12 protein-coding genes and 1 pseudogene are annotated in these 18,838 nt (G+C 72.7%); 4 read left to right on the top strand and 9 right to left on the bottom strand.

Annotated features, from left to right (window positions below; translation table 11 throughout):
• From VF825_RS18620 to VF825_RS18660, 9 genes are all read right to left on the bottom strand, one after another.
• Positions 1 to 244: glutamate mutase L (locus tag VF825_RS18620; RefSeq protein ID WP_331116186.1), on the bottom strand; the 244-nt coding region annotated here is incomplete at its 3' end.
• Positions 245 to 263: 19 nt separating this feature from the next.
• A complete protein-coding gene (locus tag VF825_RS18625; protein ID WP_331116188.1) occupies positions 264 to 1,448 on the bottom strand; it encodes a cystathionine gamma-synthase in 1,185 nt (394 codons plus the stop codon).
• A gap of 43 nt (positions 1,449 to 1,491) precedes the next feature.
• On the bottom strand, positions 1,492 to 2,481 hold the full coding sequence (locus tag VF825_RS18630) for a GNAT family N-acetyltransferase (RefSeq protein ID WP_331116190.1): 990 nt from the start codon (positions 2,479 to 2,481) through the stop codon (positions 1,492 to 1,494).
• Positions 2,482 to 2,536: 55 nt separating this feature from the next.
• The gene (locus VF825_RS18635) at positions 2,537 to 3,886 is read right to left on the bottom strand and encodes a glucoamylase family protein (protein ID WP_331116192.1); all 1,350 of its coding nucleotides are present in this window, start codon (positions 3,884 to 3,886) and stop codon (positions 2,537 to 2,539) included.
• A 28-nt stretch (positions 3,887 to 3,914) separates the two neighbouring features.
• Complete coding sequence (locus VF825_RS18640; protein ID WP_331116195.1) at positions 3,915 to 4,961, bottom strand: LacI family DNA-binding transcriptional regulator; 1,047 nt, start codon at positions 4,959 to 4,961, stop codon at positions 3,915 to 3,917.
• Positions 4,962 to 5,032: 71 nt separating this feature from the next.
• A complete protein-coding gene (locus VF825_RS18645; protein WP_331116197.1) occupies positions 5,033 to 6,910 on the bottom strand; it encodes an ABC transporter ATP-binding protein in 1,878 nt (625 codons plus the stop codon).
• A gap of 2 nt (positions 6,911 to 6,912) precedes the next feature.
• Positions 6,913 to 7,833: an ABC transporter permease gene (locus tag VF825_RS18650; protein ID WP_331116199.1), complete on the bottom strand. Its 921-nt coding sequence runs from the start codon at positions 7,831 to 7,833 to the stop codon at positions 6,913 to 6,915.
• The gene (locus VF825_RS18655) at positions 7,830 to 8,819 is read right to left on the bottom strand and encodes an ABC transporter permease (protein WP_331116201.1); all 990 of its coding nucleotides are present in this window, start codon (positions 8,817 to 8,819) and stop codon (positions 7,830 to 7,832) included. Before VF825_RS18655 ends, VF825_RS18650 begins: the two co-directional genes overlap by 4 nt.
• A gap of 34 nt (positions 8,820 to 8,853) precedes the next feature.
• Positions 8,854 to 10,527, bottom strand: a complete 1,674-nt coding sequence (locus tag VF825_RS18660; protein ID WP_331116203.1) for an ABC transporter substrate-binding protein — start codon at positions 10,525 to 10,527, stop codon at positions 8,854 to 8,856.
• A 253-nt stretch (positions 10,528 to 10,780) separates the two neighbouring features.
• On the opposite strand from VF825_RS18660, the pseudogene VF825_RS20130 reads away from it, so the two are divergent.
• The 4 genes and pseudogenes from VF825_RS20130 to VF825_RS18675 form a co-directional block, all read left to right on the top strand.
• A pseudogene (locus VF825_RS20130) lies at positions 10,781 to 11,464 on the top strand (cellobiose phosphorylase); the annotation flags it as partial.
• A 93-nt stretch (positions 11,465 to 11,557) separates the two neighbouring features.
• On the top strand, positions 11,558 to 14,101 hold the full coding sequence (locus VF825_RS18665; RefSeq protein WP_414695898.1) for a cellobiose phosphorylase: 2,544 nt from the start codon (positions 11,558 to 11,560) through the stop codon (positions 14,099 to 14,101).
• A gap of 2 nt (positions 14,102 to 14,103) precedes the next feature.
• Positions 14,104 to 16,290: a glycoside hydrolase family 3 N-terminal domain-containing protein gene (locus tag VF825_RS18670; RefSeq protein WP_331116207.1), complete on the top strand. Its 2,187-nt coding sequence runs from the start codon at positions 14,104 to 14,106 to the stop codon at positions 16,288 to 16,290.
• A 52-nt stretch (positions 16,291 to 16,342) separates the two neighbouring features.
• Positions 16,343 to 18,751, top strand: coding sequence for a beta-galactosidase (locus tag VF825_RS18675; RefSeq protein ID WP_331116209.1), 2,409 nt, complete (start codon positions 16,343 to 16,345; stop codon positions 18,749 to 18,751).
• Positions 18,752 to 18,838: the final 87 nt, after the last annotated feature.

Consider the following 18,838-nt stretch of genomic DNA (forward strand, 5'->3'; position numbering starts at 1 on the left):
CCGTGACCGCACGCTCGTAGCCGACGACGGCCAGGCGCAGGCCGCCGCCGGCGCTGGAACAGGCCAGTACCTCGTCGACCCAGTGGCCCTCGAGCGCCGCACGGGCGTGCCGGTAGCCGTCCAGCACGTCGGTGCCCACCGTGGTGGGCACCGACGTGCCGGCCCGCAGCACACCCTCGACGGTGTCGACGAGCACGGCCTTGGTGAACGTCGACCCGAAGTCGACGCAGAGGACCTGCGCCACGGCGGCGGTGCGCTGCCGGTCAGGCGGTCTTGTCGAGCGCCGCCGCGAGGTCGGCGATGAGGTCGTCGGCGTCCTCGATCCCCACCGAGAGGCGGATGAGGTCGGCCGGGACCTCCAGCTCGGTGCCGGCGACGCTGGCGTGGGTCATCCGGCCGGGGTGCTCGATGAGCGACTCGACACCGCCGAGGGACTCCCCCAGCGTCCACACCGAGGTCGCGCCGCAGACGTCGACCGCCCGCTGCTCGCCACCGGTCACCTGGAAGCTGACCATGCCGCCGAACCGGCGCATCTGCTTCGCCGCGACCGCGTGCCCGGGATGGCCCTCGAGGCCCGGGTAGTGCACCGCGGTCACGTCGTCACGGCCCTCCAGGAACGCGACGACCTTCTCGGCGTTGTCGCAGTGCCGGTCCATGCGCACCGCCAGGGTCTTCAGCCCCCGCAGCACCAGCCAGGCGTCGAACGGCCCGGCGACGGCGCCCATCGAGTTCTGGTGGAAGGCGATCCGGTCGGCGGCGTCCTCGAAGCCGGGCACGGTCACGGACTCGGCGACGACGACCGCGCCGCCGACGACGTCGCTGTGCCCGCCGCAGTACTTCGTCGTGGAGTGCATGACGATGTCGGCGCCGAGCGAGAGCGGCTGCTGCAGGTAGGGCGTGGCGAAGGTGTTGTCGACCGCGAGCAGCGCACCGGCCTCGTGGGCCACCTCGGCCAGCGCCGCGATGTCGGCGATGCCCAGCAACGGGTTGGTCGGGGTCTCGACCCACACGATCTTCGTCTGGCCGGGGCGGATCGCCGCCCGCACGGCCTCGACGTCGTGGATCGAGGTGATGGTGTGCTCCACGCCCCACGGGCGGGCGACCTTGTTGAACAGGCGGTAGGTGCCGCCGTAGGCGTCGCTCGGCACGACCACGTGGTCGCCGGGGGTGAGCAGCGAGCGGATGACCGTGTCCTGGCCGGCCAGGCCGGAGGCGAACGCGAAGCCGCGGGCACCACCCTCCAGGGCGGCCAGGCACTCCTCCAGCGCGGTGCGGGTCGGGTTGGCGGAGCGGCTGTACTCGTAGCCGCCGCGCAGGCCGCCGACGCCGTCCTGCTTGTAGGTGGAGACCTGGTAGATCGCCGGCACGACCGCGCCGGTCCGGGGGTCGGGCTCCTGCCCCGCATGGATGGCGCGGGTGGAGAAGCCGGTGTCGCTGTGCTCGGTCATGCGGGCCAGCCTAACGGCCACCGTGCCTGTCCCCAGAAGCCGCTCAGAGCCGCTTCTTCCACTCCGTGACGTAGCCGACCACGGCAAACCCCAGGGCCCGGTTGACGCGCAGCATCGGCTCGTTGCTGGCGGCGTTGAAGGTGGTCACGGTCCTCACCTGGGGCATCCCGCCGCGCAGGGCCCGCAGGTTGGCCGCCTTGAGCGCCAGGCCCAGGCCATGCCCCCGGTGCTCCCGCAGGACGAGCGTGTCCTGCTGGTAGGCCCGGTCCGGGGTCGACTCCGGCACCGCCAGGTCGGTGTAGCCCACCAGGCGTCCTGAGGAGACCTCCCGCGCAACCGACAGGAGGAAGCGTCGCCCCATCGCGGTCATCCGCGCGTAGTAGCGGCGCACCCGCTCGGCGTCCCAGTCCTCCTCCTCGTACTCCGTGTCCCCCAGCGGGGCGTCGGTGCTCATCCGCCGCGACAGGTGGGCCCGGTCCTCGAGCCACTCCTCCGGCACCGTGTCCAAGGTCGTCTCCACGCGGTATGCCGGGTCGACCGGAGCGTCCTCGTCGCGCCACTGCGCGAGGGTGAGGTCCGAGCGCAGGCCGCGCTGCGCCACGGCATACCCGTGCTTGAGGGCGAAGGCGGTCGCCGGGCCGCCCGACTCCTCCGGGGAGACCGACCAGTCCTGGACCAGCGACCGGCCGAGCCCGCGGATGACCTCCTCGGCCCGGGCCAGCAGGGCGCTGCCGACGCCGCGGTGCTGGTGGTCGGGGTGGACCGAGAGCCAGCAGTTGGCGGAGTCGAGGTTGTCGCGGGTCGCGGCGATGACCTGCACCGCGCCGACGACCTGGCCGTCCCCCGCCACCGCCGCGACCGCGCGGCGGATCCGCTCGGGCGCCCGCTGGAGCTCGCGGATCTCCTCCGCCGACCACGGCGTGGCCCGGTCACCCCACAGCGCCCGCTCGGCGGCGGCGTGCACCTCGATCCAGTCGCGGAACACGCTGTCCTGCAACGGGTCCAGCGGGTCGACGTCGATGAGCTCGGTCATGGGGCCAGCCAACCGCCGCGGCGCGCTCCACTCAACCCGGTTTCGCGTCGACCGGTCAGGCCGCCGGTGAGATGTCGAACTCCTCCGCTGCCAGCAGCGGGCGCAGGGCCGCCTCCACCTCGGCGGTGGCGAAGCCGCGGCGCACGACGTCGTCCCCGAGGGCGTTGCCGAGGGCGGCCATGACCATCGACTGGTCCAGCGACAGGTAGCAGTCGGCGAGCCGGCCGGAGCGCACCGCGACCGCGTCGAGGAACCCGCCCGGGCCGTAGGCACCGAGGTCCTCCTCGAGGTGGCGCAGGTTGGCCACCACCGCCTCGGGCTCGTAGCGCAGCGCGAGGAACGCCGCGTGCGGGGTGACGACCCCGTCACCCCACGTCCCGGCCTCCGCGCGGGTCCGCTCCAGGTCGGAGGGATAGCCGCCGAAGGTGAGCCCGATCGGCTCGACACCCCACTCGCTGTAGCCGCCGCCGGGGATGCTCGCCGGCGAGAAGCCCCACGCGCCGTAGCCCGTCTCGTCCATCCCGAACTCGCGCTGGGCCCGGACGGCGAGCCGGTGGTTGGCCCCGAAGGAGCCCGGCGACCAGACGTCCTCGGGCACCAGCAGGTCGGGCATGAGCTCCTCGAACATCGACCCGCCCCAAGTGGCGACGACCCGCAGGCCGCGGTGCTCCCGGGTGCGCCGGTGCATCGCGGCGTAGTGCTCCGGCGGCACCTGCCCGTGCACGATGCCGACGTAGCTGGCGATGCGAGGCTCGGACATCAGCGGGCCGTACCAGTGCGGGGTGTAGAACACGTCGGGGCCGCGGCCGTGGTGGTTGCCCACGACGTGCTCGGCCTCGCCCGGGGGCTCGTCCCAGAAGCCGCCGCACAGCAGCCCACCCGGTAGGCCGTGTGCCTGGGCTGCCGGGTCGTGGAAGGAGCCGAAGTCCATCGACCGCGCGAGCGCGCCGGCGGTGTCGGCGACGGCGGGCTCGGCGTGCGCCGCGACGAGCAGGCCGGCGGCCAGCCAGCCGTTGTCGACGCTGGACAGGAACGGGTGGATCACGTCACCACCGGGGAAGGCGCGCATCACCTCCCCGGTGGTGATGGCGTACCAGTTGTAGAACATGCCGCTGGGCTCGTGCCGGCGCACGCTGGTGAGGGTCTCGACCGCCCGGACGATCCGGTCGCGGCACTCGTCCGCCCCGACGATGCCGAGCTCGCGTGCGGCGACGGTGCTCCACAGGTAGCCGCCGATGTTGGTCGGCGAGGTGTTGAGGCTGCGCGAGGCCGGGTCCAGGTCGCCGTCGATGCGGTCGGCCGGCAGCCCTGTGCCCTCGTCGGTCATGGCGGCCAGCGAGTGCCAGGTGTCTGCCGCCCACCGCCTCAGGGTCGCGTCCCGGGCGTCGTCGCGGGCGTCGGTCACGTGGGTCCTCGGTTGCGTCGTGGGGGGGTCAGGCGGGGCTGTCCTTGCCACGGACCGCGGTGGTGCGGTCCCAGTGGCAGCCGCACGAGCCGCGCAGCACGACCTGGCTGGGCAGGGGGTCGGGGTCGGGCCGGTCGGCCAGCGCGGGGTCGTTGACGAGACGGTGCAGGTGGGTGGCGGCGAGCCGGCCGAGCTCGTGCATCGGCTGGCGCACCGTGCTCAGCCCCATGTAGCGGGCGGTCATGATGTCGTCCCAGCCGGTCAGCGCCAGGTCGTGCGGCACCCGCACGCCCTGCGCGTTGAGCATCACCATCAGGCCCAGCGCCAGCTCGTCGTTGGCACACATGACCGCGTCCACGCGGGACCCCAGCCGCCGCAGCTCGGCGGCGACGTCCGCGGCATACCGCTCGTCCAGGAAGGCCGGGATCGGGGGCGCGGCCTCGGTCATCCCGCGCTCCTCCAGGGCAGCCCGGAACCCGGCGTAGCGCCGGCGGATGTCCGGGGAGCCCTGTGGGTCGCCGACGAACACCAGCCGCTGCCGGCCGTGGTCGAGCAGGTGGCGCGCCAGCTCCGTTGCGGCGTGGACGTTCTCGGCCGTGACCGTCGGGCAGCCGCGGACCGGCTCACGGGCCAGGAGCACCGTGGGGATCTTGCGCCGGATCGTCGCCACGGCCGCGTCGGGCAGGGTCGACTGGGCGATGACCAGGCCGTCGACCCGGCCGCTGAGGTCACGGACGGTGCGGCGCATGTCGCTGCGGTTGGCCGTGACGACCACGACGACGCTCTGGCCGTAGTGGGCGGCGGCGGACTCGTAGCCCATGAGCACCGCCGAGTAGTAGGGACCGCTGAGCTCGGGCAGCACCAGGCCGTGCGCCTCGTGCCGGTTGGCCAGCAGGGCCCGGCCCGCCCGCAGCGGCACGTAGTCGAGCTCGGCCGCAGCGCGCAACACCTTGCTGCGGGTCTCGGCCGACGCCGGTCGCGAGCCCTGGAGCACGCGCGACACGGTGGCGATGGACACCCCGGCCCGCTCGGCCACGGTGTAGATCGTGACCGGCTCGCCGTCCCTGTACGCCATGCCTTCTCCTCCTGCGAAGCGAGGCCACCGTGCCTCCCCCTTCGCGGGCAGTCCAGCATGGTCGTCAAGGGTCATGGCACCAGGGTGTCGGCGAAGGGGTTGGGCACGGCGGCAAGCAGGGTCCGCGTGTAGTCGTCTGCGGGATCGCGGATGACCTGCAGGGCGGGGCCCTGCTCCACCACGCGGCCGCCGTTGAGCACGAGCACCTCGTCGGCGATCATGCGCGCGCTGAGCAGGTCGTGGGTGATGTAGAGGACCCCCACGCCCGACTCGTGCACCAGGGACTGCAGCAGCTCCAGCACCTCGGCGCGGATCGACACGTCCAGGCTGGACACCGGCTCGTCGGCCACGATCAGCCGGGGGTCCGCGGCCAGGGCACGGGCGATGACCACGCGCTGGCGCTGGCCGCCGGACAGCTCGTAGGGGTAGCGCCCCAGGAACCGGTTGGACGGGGTCAGCGCGACCCGCTCGAGCAGGTGGCCGGCCTCCTCGCGTGCCTGCGCCGCGCTCATGCCACGGAAGTTGCGCAGCGGCCTGGTCAGGGCGTACTCGAGCGTCTTGGTCGGGTTGAGCGAGGAGTAGGGGTCCTGGAAGACCATCTGCACCTGGCGGCGGTAGTCGCGAAGTCCCTTGCCGCGCAGGGACTCCACCGCGACCTCGGGTCCGTCCTCGGGCTGGAAGCGGATCCGGCCGGCCGTGGGGCGCTCGACCGCGGTGATCATCCGGGCCAGGGTCGTCTTGCCGCTGCCGCTCTGGCCGACCAGCGCGGTCACCTCCCCCGGGCGCAGCCCGAACGAGACGTCGGTGACCGCCTCGACCCGGGTGCGCCGCAGGCCGTGTCGCCGCTCGAAGACGCGGCTGACGCCCTCGACCCGCAGGAACGGCTCGCGGTCCAGGACGCGCGCGGTCTCCTCCTGCGTCTTGACGAACTCCGGCCCGGCGAACCCGACGGTGCGCGGCGGCAGCTCGAGCCCGTCGGGGTTGCCGGTGCGCTGCAGCCGGGCCACGTGGCAGGCGGCCAGGCCGCCGTCGATCGGCGTCAGCTCGGGTGCCTGCTCGCCGCACAGCGTGATCCGCTCGGGGCAGCGGGCGGCGAACGAGCAGCCGTGCTGCACCTGGGTCAGGTCCGGCGGACGCCCCGGCACGTAGGTGATCCGGATGGTCTCCTCGCGCGGGTCGGCGTAGGAACCGAGCAGGCCCTTGGAGTAGGGGTGGAGCGGGTCGCGCAGCAGCCCCTGGGCGGCGTGCGACTCGACCAGCCGCCCGGCATACATCACCAGGATCCGGTCGGACAGGTCGACCACCGTGCCGATGTCGTGGCTGATGAACAGGACCGCGAACTGCTGCTCCTGCTGCAGCCGGCGGATGTTGTCCAGGATCGAGCGCTGCACCACGACGTCCAGGCCGGTGGTCGGCTCGTCGAGCAGGACGAAGCGGGGCCGGTTGGCCAGGGCCAGTGCGAGGTTGACCCGCTGCTTCATGCCGCCGGACAGCTCGTGCGGGTGGGCGCTGATGAAGCGCGGGTCGATCATGACCATCTCGAACAGCTCGCGCACCCGCTCGGTCACCGCGGTGCCGCGCAGGTCGGTGTGCGCCTCGATCGCGTCGCGGAACTGCCCCTCGATGCGCACCACGGGGTTGAGCGAGTTCATGCTGCTCTGGAACACCGTGGCGATGTCGCGCCAGCGGTGGGCGCGCAGCTGGTCCTCGGGCAGGGCGGTGATGTCCTGGCCGTCGAAGCGGATGCTGCCGCCGCTGATCCGGCCGGGCCGCTCGGTCAGCCGCAGCAGGGCGGTGCCCAGCGTGGACTTGCCGCTGCCCGACTCCCCGATGAGGCCGACGAACTCGCCCTCGCCGACGTCGAAGCTGACCCGGTCGACCGCGGTGAGCGGCCGGTGAAGCCTGGGCTCGTAGCGGACCGACAGGTCGCGAACCTCGAGCAGGGCCATGGTCACTCCTCCCTCAGGTGGGGGTTGCTCAGGAGGTCGACGCCGAAGTTGATGAACGTCAGCGAGGTGATCAGCAGCGCCAGGGTCAGGCCCGGCACGAGCACCCAGATCCACAGGCCCTGCGCGACGGCGCCCTGGGCGTTGGCCTGGTAGAGCATCGTGCCCCAGGAGATCGAGGACGGGTCGCCCAGGCCGAGGAAGGACAGTCCCGCCTCGGCCCCGATGGCGCCGGTCGCGGCGCCGACGAAGCCGGCCGCCACGAGGGAGGTCATGCTCGGCATGATCTCCCGGAAGACGATGCGGAACGTGCTCTCCCCGGAGAACTTCGCCGCGGTGACGAAGTCCCGGTTGCGCAGCGTGATGATCTGCGAGCGCTTGGCGCGCGCGTGCCCGGCCCAGGAGGTGATGCCGATGACGAACACCAGCAGCGGCAGGCCGCGCACGTCGGAGTAGGCGACCAGCACGATCATCAGCGGCAGCACCGGGACGACCAGGGCGACGTTGGTGACGAAGGAAAGCAGGTCGTCCACGACCGTGCCCTCCTTGTAGCCGGACACCAGGCCCACCACGAGCGCGATGGCGGTGGCGAACAGGCCACCGAAGAGCCCGACGAGCAGCGAGGTCCGGCTGCCGTAGACGAGCTGGGAGAAGATGTCGCCGCCCTGGGTCGTGGTGCCCAGCGGGTGCGCCGCCGACGGGGGCAGCAGCGCCTCGAAGTCGGTGCGGGCGCCGTCGTAGGGCGCGATCACCGGCGCCAGCACGGCGACCAGGACGAAGAACCCCAGCAGCACGATGCCGACGCGGGCCTTGCGGTTGCCCCAGACCAGGGCGTACCACCGTGGTGGCGTGGTCGAGGCCTCCTCGACCGGGGCCGCGACCGGCAGGTCGGCCCGGTCGGTGGGCTGGACGACTCCGGTGCTCATTGGCCCGCCTTCCTGGCGCGCGGGTCGAGCACGCCGTAGAGCAGGTCGGCGACCAGGTTGGCCACGAGGACGCCGACGATGATGAACAGCAGCAACGCCTGCAGCAGCGGGAAGTCGCGGTTGCCGACCGCCTCGCCCATGAGCCGGCCCATCCCGGGGTAGTCGAAGATCGTCTCCACGAGGATCGAGCCGCCGAGCACGCCGCCGAGGGCGATGGCGAAGCCGGTGACGCTGGGCAGCAGGGCGTTGCGGGCGGCGTACCGCAGGGCGACCACCCGGTCGGGCAGGCCCTTGGCGCGGGCCAGCCGGATGTAGTCCTCCCCGAGGTTCATCACCATGGTGTTGCGCATGCCGAGGATCCAGCCGATCGGTGCGGTGACCAGCAGCGAGGCGGCGGGCAGCAGGGAGTGCAGGGCCGCGTCGCCGAGGAAGCCGAGGTTCCACCCCGGCATCGAGTCCTCGTAGCCGCCGGAGGTCGGGAACCAGCCGAGGGTGTAGCCGAAGGCGAACAGCAGCAGCAGCGCGATCCAGAAGCCGGGCAGCGTTCCGACGAACGTCGAGCCGAGGGTGACCAGGCTGTCGAAGCGGGTGTTGCGCCGCCAGGCCGCGTAGGCGCCCAGGGTCACGCCGATGACGAAGGCGAGGACCTGGGTCACCCCGACGAGGACGAGCGTCCAGGGCAGCGCCTTGCCGATCACCTCGGTGACCGGGTAGGGGAAGTAGGTGTAGGAGATGCCGAACTTCCCGTGCGAGAGCGCCTTGAGGTAGTCGACGTACTGCTGGAACAGGTTGCCGTCCGGGGCGCCCAGCATCGCCCGCATCGCCTTGACGGCGGCGGGGTCGAGCTGGGCGTCCTTGCCGGCGAGCTTGCGCACCATCACCTCCGCCGGGTCCCCCGGCTGGAGCCGGGGGATGACGAAGTTCAGGGTGACGGCTGCCCACAGCGTGGCCAGGAAGAAGCCGATCCGTCTGGCGAAGTAGCGCATGGGTGTCCCCTCCTTCCTGGCCGCGCCGGGACCGTCAGCCCTGCGCCGGGCGCAGGTGGGTCAGGATCAGCAGCCGGTTGTCGGTCGGGTGCGCGTAGGGGTCCTGCTCACTGGGCCAGCCGACCGCCTTGTCGGTGCGGTAGATGATCCGCGTGGGCGCGTAGAGCAGCGAGGTCACCGGCAGCTTGGTCATCATCGTGTCGACGATCTGGGCGACGTAGGCCTTCTCCTGGACCGGGTCGGTGGTGGCGCCGAGCGCGGCGACCTCCTTGTCCGTGGCCGGGTCCGACCAGCGCTCGACGTTGGGCAGGATCGTGTCCGGCTTCGGGATCTGGTTCGTGGCCAGCTTGGAGCCGAGGTTGGTGGCCACCGTGCAGCCGCCGTTGAGGTACTCGAACATCATCTGGAAGTCGCCGGACTTCTTCTGTGCGTCGACCGAGTCCGGCGCCGAGGCGACGACCTGGGTCTTGATGCCGACCGCGTTGTAGTCGCGGGCGATCACGTCGGCCATGGCCTGGTAGTCGATGAAGCCGGCCTGGACGCTGAACGTCAGGTTGATCGGCGAGCCGTCGGGGTTGGTGCGCATGCCGTCGGCGCCCTTCTTGTAGCCCGCGGCGTCGAGCATCTGGTTGGCCTGGGCCGGGTCGTACGGCGTGACCGTGTCCTTGCCCTGGTAGGCGGCGGGCAGCAGCTTGGCGGCCGTGGGCAGCTTGAGCCCGGTCTGGCTCGCAGGCTTCATGATCCCGTAGGTGGCCTTGTCGGACATCTCCTGGCGGTTGAGCGCCGGCGCCATCGCCGCCCGGAACTTCACGTCCGAGAACGGCTTCTGCTTGAGGTTCTGCGTCAGCACCGTGGTGCCGTTGGGCGCGTAGTAGAAGTGGTTGTGCTTGGGGTCGGCGGCGACGAACGCGCGCTGCGGGTTGGGGATCTCGCCCCAGTAGGCGTCGAGCTGGCCGCTGCGCAGCTTCAGGGAGGCCTGCGAGGCGTCGTACTGCCCCTCGAGGACGAGCTGCTTGACGTGGATCTTGTCGGCCTGCCAGTAGTCGGCGCGGCGCTCGAGCACGAGCCGGCGGCCGTTGTAGGACTTGACCTTCATCGGGCCGGTGCCGGCGGGGTTCTTGTCGATGAACTTGGTCGGGTCACCGGCCGGACCGTAGAGGTGCTCGGGCACGATCGGCGCGCTGATGATGTTGTCGAACTTCGCCGCGGCGGGGCCGGTGAACTCCATGACGACCTGGTTGCCCTGGGCGGTCACGGACTTGGCCGGGGCACCGAAGGTGTCGTTCCACAGGCCGGCCTTGTCCACGGCCGGGTACTGCTTGCCCAGGTTGTAAGTGAACGCCACGTCCTTGGCGGTCAGCGGTTGGCCGTCGCTGAACTTCACCCCGTCGCGGATGGTGAAGGTCAGCTTCGTCGCGCCATCCCACTTGTAGGCCGTGGCGAGCCAGGGCGTCACGTCGCAGCTGAGCCCGTTGCGCACCATGAGCGGCTCGTAGAGCCAGGTGTTCGTCAGCGGCGTCGGCGCGAACGGGTTGTAGTTGACCAGCCCGCCGATCGTCGTCGGCGCGTCGGCCGGGAACGTCAGGCTGGCGATCATCCCGTCGCTGCCCGACCCGCCGGCACTGGCGCCGACCTTGCCGGAACAGGCACTCAGGCCGGCGGCCGCACAGGCCGCGGCAACGATCGCGATGGTGGTCCTACGAAGCATTGAGCACTCCCCTGCTGGGTGAAATTTCGGCCAACGTAGAGCGCCGTCGCGGAGGAGGTCAATGGTTACGTTCATGAAACTACTTTCACACTTCGCCCTCAGCCAACTGCTGGATGTTTGTCCGGTTTTCCCGGGTTTTCATGCTCAGTCGGGCTAGGAAGCGACCCCCTGAGGGTGATAGACAGTCCACGTGTCTTTCACTCTTGCCAGCGCCGGCACCCGTCCCCTCAACTGTGTAACCAGCAGGTCAGGCATGACCGCACAGCTCACCTCGGACGCGGCTCTCCAGCGCCTCGACGCCGGTGACCTGAGCCTGCTGCTCCACCCCGCGAGCGAGCTCGAGGCCGGCCTGGCCAACCTCTGGCTGCGCCGCCTCGAGGGCGGGTCCGCCACGTGGACCCCGCTGCTCGGCCCGGCCGCGCCGGGCCGGGTGCGCTGGACCGCGGAGGGGCCGGTGGTCACCGGTGAGTGGCAGGGCCTGCGGTATGCCGTGCGGCTGCGGCTCGCCGACGAGGCCACCGCGTGGTTCTGGCACGTCGACGTCACCAACACCTCCGGTGCGGCGGTGACCGTCGACGTGGTCTGCGCCCACGACGTCGCCCTCACGCCGTACGGCGCGGTGCGGGTCAACGAGTTCTACGTCAGCCAGTACCTCGACGTGACCCCGGTCGCCACGACCGGCGCGGGCACGGCGCTCGCGGTGCGGCAGAACATGCCCGGCCCGCGCGTGCCGTGGGCGCTGCTGGGCTCCCTCCGGCACGGGCACGGCTGGGCCACCGACGCCCTGCAGCTGGCCGGCCGGGCCGGCGACGGCACCCGCACCCTGGCCGGGCTCGACCTCGCCGAGCTGCCGTCGCAGCGGCTGCAGCACGAGCACACCCTTGCCGTGCTCCAGGACGAGCCGGCCGAGCTGGCCCCCGGCGCAGTGCTGCGCACCGGCTTCTTCGGCCTCGCGGTGCCGCACCACCCGGGCGCCACCTCCTCGCAGGACGCCGACCTCGCGGCGCTCGCCCTGCGCCAGCCCGAGGCCGTGCCGTCACCGCTGGCGCCGGACCCCGACGACGAGGAGGACGCCACCGCGCAGAGCCCGTCGCTGTTCACCGGGCCGGCGCTGCCCGCGCGCGACCTCACCGAGGACGAGCTGGCGTCGCTGGCCGGCGACCTGACCGACGTCGAGCGCGACGGCGAGGTGGTGCTCAGCGCCTTCGCCGGCGACGGCACACACCTGGTCACCGCGGCCAAGGAGCGCGCGGTGCTGCGACCGCACGGCCACATCCTGCGCACCGGCAACGCCCTGGTCCCCGACTCGGGCACCCTGACCAGCACCTGCTGGATGACCGGTGGCTTCCACTCCCAGGTCACCCAGGGACACGTCAGCCGCGGGACCGTGGTGTCCACCCGGCGCACCTACATGGGCCTCCTGAGGGCTCAGGGCCTGCGCGTGTTCGTGGCGGACGGCACCGGCTGGCAGCTGCTGGACCTGCCCAGCGCCTGGGCGGTCTCCCCCGGGTCCTGCCGCTGGTGGTACGCCACGGACGACCTCGTGCTCGAGGTCGCCGCCACAGCGCCCACCGGCACCCACGAGCTGGGGCTCGCCGTGCGCGTGCTGCACGGCGAGCCCCGCCGCCTCCTCGTCTCGCTGCACAGCGCCCTCGGCGAGGACGACGGCCAGGCGCCGGCGACGCCGCCCGTCGACGGCCACGCCTCCGGCGCCACGCTCGGCGAGCCGGGTGCGAGCCTCACCCTCGGCTGGCCCACCGGGTCGGTCGAGCAGGTGGACCGCGACGGGATGCTGTTCGCCGACGGCGCCTCGCGGGGCCTGCCGTTCGTCACCCTCGTCACCGCCCCGGTGTCGGCCTGGGGGCTCACCCTGACCGCCGACGTGGTGCCCGCCGACGCGGTGGTCGAGCCCTCGGTGCGCGCCGCCGGGGACGACCTGTGGGACGGCATCCGGGCCGGCCTCGGGCTGGAGGCGCCGCAGGGGTCGGCCCGGGCACAGGAGGTGGCCCGCCTCGACCGGGTCCTGCCCTGGTTCGCCCACGACGCGTTCGTCCACTACCTGTCACCGCGCGGGCTGGAGCAGTTCACCGGCGGCGGCTGGGGCACCCGCGACGTCTGCCAGGGCCCGGTGGGCCTGCTGCTCAGCCTCGGCCGGACCGACGCCCTGCGAGAGGTCCTGCTGCTGGTGCTGCGCGCCCAGAACGAGCGCGGCGACTGGCCGCAGGCCTTCGACTTCCTGCCGCCGATCCCCCGGAACGGGCAGGCCGGGTCGCACGGGGACGTGGTCTTCTGGCCGCTGCTGGCCCTCGGGGAGTACCTCCTGGCCAGCGGCGACGACAGCCTGCTCACCGCCGAGGTGCCCTTCGTCGGCGACGACGGCCCCACCCAGCCCGCACCGGCGCTGGCGCACGCCCGCCGCGCCCTGGCGCGGATCCGGGAGTGCACCGTCCCGGGGAGCCCGCTGCCGGCATACGGCCACGGCGACTGGAACGACTCGCTCCAGCCGGCGGACCCGCAGCTGGCGGCGCGGCTGGTGTCCACCTGGACGGCCACCCTCCAGGTGCACGCCCTGCGCACGCTCGCGGCCGGCCTGCGCGAGGCGGCGCCCAACCTGGCGGTCGCCGCCGAGCTGGCCGACGACGCGGAGCGGCTGGCCGAGGACACCGCGGTCGCGATGCACGAGGTCCTCCTCGCCGACGGGCTGCTGGCCGGCTACGGCCTGGTGCACGACGACGGCCGGGTCGAGCACCTGGTCCACCCCACCGACGAGCGGACCGGACTCACCTACGGCGTGCTGCCGTGGATCCACGCGATCTCGGCCGACCTGCTCACGCCCGAGGAGGCCGACCACCACCTCGCGACGATCCGCGAGCACCTGCTCGGCCCCGACGGCGCGCGGCTGTTCGACAAGCCGGCCGCCTACCGCGGCGGGCCGATGGAGGTGTTCCAGCGGGCCGAGGGCAGCACGTTCTGGGGCCGCGAGATCGGCCTGATGTACACCCACGCCCACCTGCGCTACGCCGAGGCGCTGGCCCGCCGCGGCGACGCCGAGCGGCTGTTCGAGGCGTTCTGCCTGGCCAACCCGGTGGGCATCACCGAGCGGGTGCCGCAGGCCCGGCCGCGGCAGGCGACGACCTACTACTCCTCCTCTGACGGGGTCTTCGCCGACCGCTACGAGGCGGCCGAGCGCTACCCCGAGCTGATGGCCGGCGAGGTCGCGCTCGAGGGCGGCTGGCGGGTCTACTCCTCCGGCCCGGGCCTGTTCCTGCGGCTGCTGCAGGAGTGCGTGCTCGGCCTGCGCCGCCGCGGCGACCGGCTCGAGGTCGACCCCGTGCTGCCGCTCGACCTCGACGGCCTCACCGCGCGGATCCCGTTGGGAGACAGCGTGGTCCGCGTCGAGTACGCCGTGCGCGGGCGCACCAGCGGCCCCTCCCGGGTGGCCCTCAACGGCACCGAGCTGCTCACGAGCGAGCTCACCAACCCCTACCGCCCCGCCGGCGTCAGCGTGGACCTGCCCGCGCTGCGCGCCGCGCTGACCGGCACCGACGACGTCCTCACCGTGGAGATCTCCTGACCATGCCCAGCGACACCACCCCTGCCTCCCCCGCCGAGGGGCGCCCCTGGCTCGACACCGACCGGCCGGTCGAGGAGCGCATCGACGCCCTCCTGGCGGTCATGACCCTGGCCGAGAAGGTCGGCCAGCTGCACCAGACCGCCAACATCGACCCGGCCGCCGACGCCGAGCTCATCCGCAGCGGCGCCATCAGCTCCAGCCTCTACGCCAGCGGCGCCACCGGTGGCAACGTCAAGGACGAGGGCCTGCTGTCTTCGGCCATCGACACCGCCCAGGCGATCGCGGTCGAGGAGAGCCGCCTCGGCATCCCGCTGCTGTTCGGCCGCGACGTCATCCACGGCCACCGCACGGTGTTCCCCATCCCGCTCGGCCTGGCCTCCGGCTGGGACGAGTCCCTGGTAGAACGCGCCTGCGAGGTGGCCGCCGACGAGGCCCACCTCGACGGCGTGGCGTGGACCTTCGCCCCGATGGTGGACATCTCCGAGGAGCCGCGCTGGGGACGGGTCGCCGAGTCCTTCGGCGAGCAGCCGGTCCTGTCCGGCCGGCTCGGCGCGGCCGCGGTGCGCGGGTTCCAGGGCGACCGGGTCGGCGACACGGGTCGCCTGGCTGCCTGCGCCAAGCACTTCGTGGGCTACGGCCTGGCCGCCGGTGGCCGCGACTACGACACCGTCTCGGTGGGCGAGAACACGCTGCGCAACCTCCACCTGCGCCCGTTCAAGGACGCGGTCGACGCCGGCGTGTGCACGGTCATGGCCTCCTTCAACGACGTCGACGGCGTGCCGATGCACTCCAACCGGCGCCTGCTGCGCGAGGTCCTCAAGGACGAGTGGGGCTTCGACGGCGTGGTCGTGGGCGACTGGGGCGGCGTCGGGCAACTGATGAACCACGGCGTCGCCGCCGACCTGCGCGAGGCCGCGATCTACGGCATCGAGGCCGGGATCGACCTGGAGATGGTCTCCGGTGCGTATGCCGCCCACCTCGCCGAGCTGGTCGAGTCCGGTGAGGTCGACCTCGCGCTCGTCGAGGACTCGGCGCGCCGGGTGCTGCGCCTGAAGTTCCGCCTCGGGCTGTTCGAGCGGCCCTACACCGGCACGCCCGAGCGCTCCAACGCCCCGACCGAGGCGACCCGAGCCCTGGCCCGCGAGGCCGCGCACGGCTCGATGGTGCTCCTGTCCAACAACGGCGTGCTGCCCCTGCCGGCCGAACCCGGCAAGCTCCTGCTCACCGGCCCCTTCGTCGAGGAGGGCGAGGCGCTGCTGGGCACCTGGGTGCTCGACGGCAAGGGCGAGGACGTCGTCTCCCCCGAGGCCGCCTTCCGCGAGCGCCTGGGCGACACGCTGCTCGTGCAGGACAACCGGTTCAGCGAGCGTGGCGTGCAGCTGGTGCGCGAGGCGGACGTCACCGTGGCCGTCGTCGGCGAGCACCCGTGGCGCTCCGGCGAGGCCAACTCGGTCACCCGGATCGGCCTGCCCACCGGGCAGCTCGAGGTGCTGCACGAGCTGGCCGGCATCGGCAAGCCGCTCGTCGTGGTCGTCTACACCGGCCGCCCGCTCGAGCTCGGCCCGGTGCTCGACCTCGCCGACGCCGTGATCCTGGCCTGGCACCCCGGCGTCGAGGCCGGCAACGCCCTGGCCGACGTCGTGTTCGGCGACGTCGCCCCCTTCGGCCGCCTGCCGATGACCTTCCCGCGCACCACGGGGCACATCCCCACCTCGACCCACCAGCGCCCGACCAGCCGGCTGCTCTCCCCCGAGGAGGACAAGACCGGCGGGCGCTACCTCGACGCCCTCGTGCAGCCGCGCCTGCCCTTCGGCCACGGCCTGAGCTACACCACGTTCGGCTACGGTGAGGTCGCCCTCAGCGCCGCCGAGCTGTCCCGCGCGGGCGGGTCGCTCGAGGTCACGGTGGAGGTCACCAACACCGGTGATCGTGCCGGCCGCGAGGTCGTCCAGCTGTACTTCCGCGACCCGGTCGCCCAGGTCACCCGGCCCAACATCGAGCTGCTCGACTGGGCGCGGCTGGACCTCGAGCCCGGTCAGGCCGGCACCGCCCGGTTCACCGTCACCGCCGACCAGCTCGGCTACTTCGGCCGGGACCTGACCCGGCGCGTCGACACCGGCGAGGTCGTGCTCATGGTCGGCCCGGATGCCACCCGCGGCGAGCGGGTCAGCATCACCGTCACCGACTGAACCGGCGCGCTCCCCCAGCCACCCGGCATACCCCTCTGCCAGAAGGAAACCCATGATCGAGATCCAGCGTCGCCAGATCCTGGTCGACGGCGTCCCGCGCATCGTCATGGCGGGCGAGATCCACTACTTCCGCGTCCCGCGCGAGGAGTGGCCGCAGCGCATCGCGCTGCTGAAGGAGGCCGGCTGCACCGCGGTCGCGTCCTACATCCCGTGGCTGGTCCACGAGCTGCCCGACGGCCGGATCGACGTCACCGGCGAGACCCGGCCGGAGCGGGACGTCGCGGCGTTCATCGACCTGTGCGCGCGGGAGGGGCTGTGGTTCATCGCCCGCCCCGGGCCGTTCATCATGGCCGAGCTGAAGAACGAGGGCCTGCCGTTCCGGCTCTACGACGAGCACCCCGAGATCGTGCCCGTCGGCTGGGACGGCGTGCCGGCGCCGACCCGCACGGTGGACTACCTGGCCCCGGCCTACCTGGCCGAGTGCCGCCGATGGTTCGACGCGGTGCTGCCGCCGATCGCGCAGCGCCTGCAGCCCAACGGCGGCAACGTCATCGCCGTCCAGCTCGACAACGAGGTCGGCATGCTGGCGTGGGTCAGCAACACCCCCGACCTGACCGACCACCTCCTGCACGACCTGCGCCGGTGGGTGCGCGAACAGCACGGTGACGCCGCCACCGACCGCTACCCGGTCGACCTCGACGACGACGGGGCGTGGGCGGCCGCCGTCCGCTCCCCCGAGGAGAAGTGGGCCGGCGCGCTGCGCCTGGACCTCGGCACGTTCATGCGTGACCGGTTCGCCCGCTACGTGCAGGCGCTGCGCGAGATGGCCGAGGCCAACGGGGTGCAGGGCGTGCCGTTCGTCATCAACATCCACGGCACCGCCGGGGGCGACGGTGCGCCGTTCCCCATCGGGATCAGCCAGCTCGTCCAGACGTATGCGCGGGTGCCCGGGATGCTCTCCGGCTCCGACCACTACATGGGCGACATGACGCTGAGCACCACCACGGACCTCTACGTGCTCAACGCGTTCATGGCCGCGGTGCACGACGAGGACCAGCCGATCACCTCGATGGAGTTCGAGGCCGGCACGGGCGACTACGGCGGCGGCACCGAGATGCTCTACGACCCGGCCACCGTCGACCTCAAGACCCGCCTGTCGCTGGCACAGGGCAACCGGCTCATCAACTACTACCTCTTCGCCGGCGGCATCAACGGCCCGCTCGACCAGCCGGTCGGGGACGGCAACGACCGGATCAGCTTCACCGGTGAGCGTCACGGCACGGCGGCGCCGGTGGGGCCGGAGGGCCAGAGGGGCCTGACCTTCGAGGCGACCGCGCGCGCGGTGCACGCGGCCAACGCCCTGGAGCCGTGGCTGGCCCGGATGGACGAGGAGCACGACGCCGTCCAGCTCGGCTTCGTCCTCGACTCCTACATGACCGAGTACCACCACCCCGGCAGCGCGGTGATGCGTGACGTCGTCGAGGACCTGTCGGCGCACCGCGGTGCAGGTCAGCGCAAGGCGCTGGGCCGCTCCCTCCTGCTCGACGGCTACCGCTTCGGTGCCGTCGACCTGCAGCACGACGACCCGCGCCCCGGCGGCGTGGTCGCCCTCGCGGTCGGCCGGCACCTGGCGCCGGAGGTGCAGCGTCGCCTCGTGGCCCACGTCGAGGGCGGGGGCGGCCTGCTCCTGCTCGGCCCGCTGCCGCGCCTGGACCTCGAGGGCCGGCCGTGCACGGTGCTGGCCGACGCCCTGGGGGTGCGCCCCGGTGAGGTCGTCCGCGAGACCCCGCACACCTTCCCCTCGGTGGTCACCCACGGGTGGGCCGCTCCGTGGGCGGAGACCCGGGTCGGCTGGTGGCAGGAGCTGCACCCGGTGCGCGGTGACGTCGTCCTCACCGACACCACCGGTCGGGTCTGCGGCGTGGACGTGACACTCGGCCAGGGTCGCGCGGTGGTCCTCTCCGCCGAGGTGCTGCCCTCGACCCACCTGTTCGGCCGGGCCCTGCGCCGGCTGGGCGCCCACCCGGGTCTGCGGGTCGAGTCCAGCGTGCCGGGCGTCTACGCCACGACGACCGCCGACACCGACGGGCACCGGCTGGTGCACCTGCTCAACATCACCGGCTACACCCCGACCGTGCGGCTGGCCCTCGACGGCCATGACCTGCACGACGGCCAGGACCTCGTCCTCCCGCCGCGCAGCGGGTTCATGCTTCCGCTGGGCCTGGACCTGCCGTGGGCGCGGATCGAGTGGGCCAACGCCGAGATCCGTTCAGCCGGCGAGGGGTCGGTCGCGTTCGGTCCCGGCCTGGGCCACCTGGGCGACCCCACCGCCACCGTGGTCGTGCTGCGCACGGGGCGTGACGTCCCGGAGACGGAGTCCTACGCCGTGGAGCGCGACGGCGCCCTGGTGCGGGTCACGTCCCGCCCGGGCGCCGGCCCCCTGGAGGTCGTCCCCGCCTGACCCGGTCACACCCGACCGAACGCACCACGTCCGTCGTTTCCGGCCCCACCAGGGCTCGAAACGGCGGATGTGGTGCGTTCGGTGGGT

The sequence above is a fragment of the Oryzihumus sp. genome (assembly GCF_036391795.1).
Classification (GTDB): domain Bacteria; phylum Actinomycetota; class Actinomycetes; order Actinomycetales; family Dermatophilaceae; genus Oryzihumus.

What these genes read in the sequence shown, in the direction of transcription:
- VF825_RS18660 (WP_331116203.1), bottom strand. Translation starts at nt 10,527, where the DNA reads ATGCTTCGTAGGACCACCATCGCGATCGTTGCCGCGGCCTGTGCGGCC.
- VF825_RS18630 (WP_331116190.1), bottom strand. Translation starts at nt 2,481, where the DNA reads ATGACCGAGCTCATCGACGTCGACCCGCTGGACCCGTTGCAGGACAGC.
- VF825_RS18650 (WP_331116199.1), bottom strand. Translation starts at nt 7,833, where the DNA reads ATGAGCACCGGAGTCGTCCAGCCCACCGACCGGGCCGACCTGCCGGTC.
- VF825_RS18670 (WP_331116207.1), top strand. Translation starts at nt 14,104, where the DNA reads ATGCCCAGCGACACCACCCCTGCCTCCCCCGCCGAGGGGCGCCCCTGG.
- VF825_RS18640 (WP_331116195.1), bottom strand. Translation starts at nt 4,961, where the DNA reads ATGGCGTACAGGGACGGCGAGCCGGTCACGATCTACACCGTGGCCGAG.
- VF825_RS18625 (WP_331116188.1), bottom strand. Translation starts at nt 1,448, where the DNA reads ATGACCGAGCACAGCGACACCGGCTTCTCCACCCGCGCCATCCATGCG.
- VF825_RS18655 (WP_331116201.1), bottom strand. Translation starts at nt 8,819, where the DNA reads ATGCGCTACTTCGCCAGACGGATCGGCTTCTTCCTGGCCACGCTGTGG.
- VF825_RS18675 (WP_331116209.1), top strand. Translation starts at nt 16,343, where the DNA reads ATGATCGAGATCCAGCGTCGCCAGATCCTGGTCGACGGCGTCCCGCGC.
- VF825_RS18645 (WP_331116197.1), bottom strand. Translation starts at nt 6,910, where the DNA reads ATGGCCCTGCTCGAGGTTCGCGACCTGTCGGTCCGCTACGAGCCCAGG.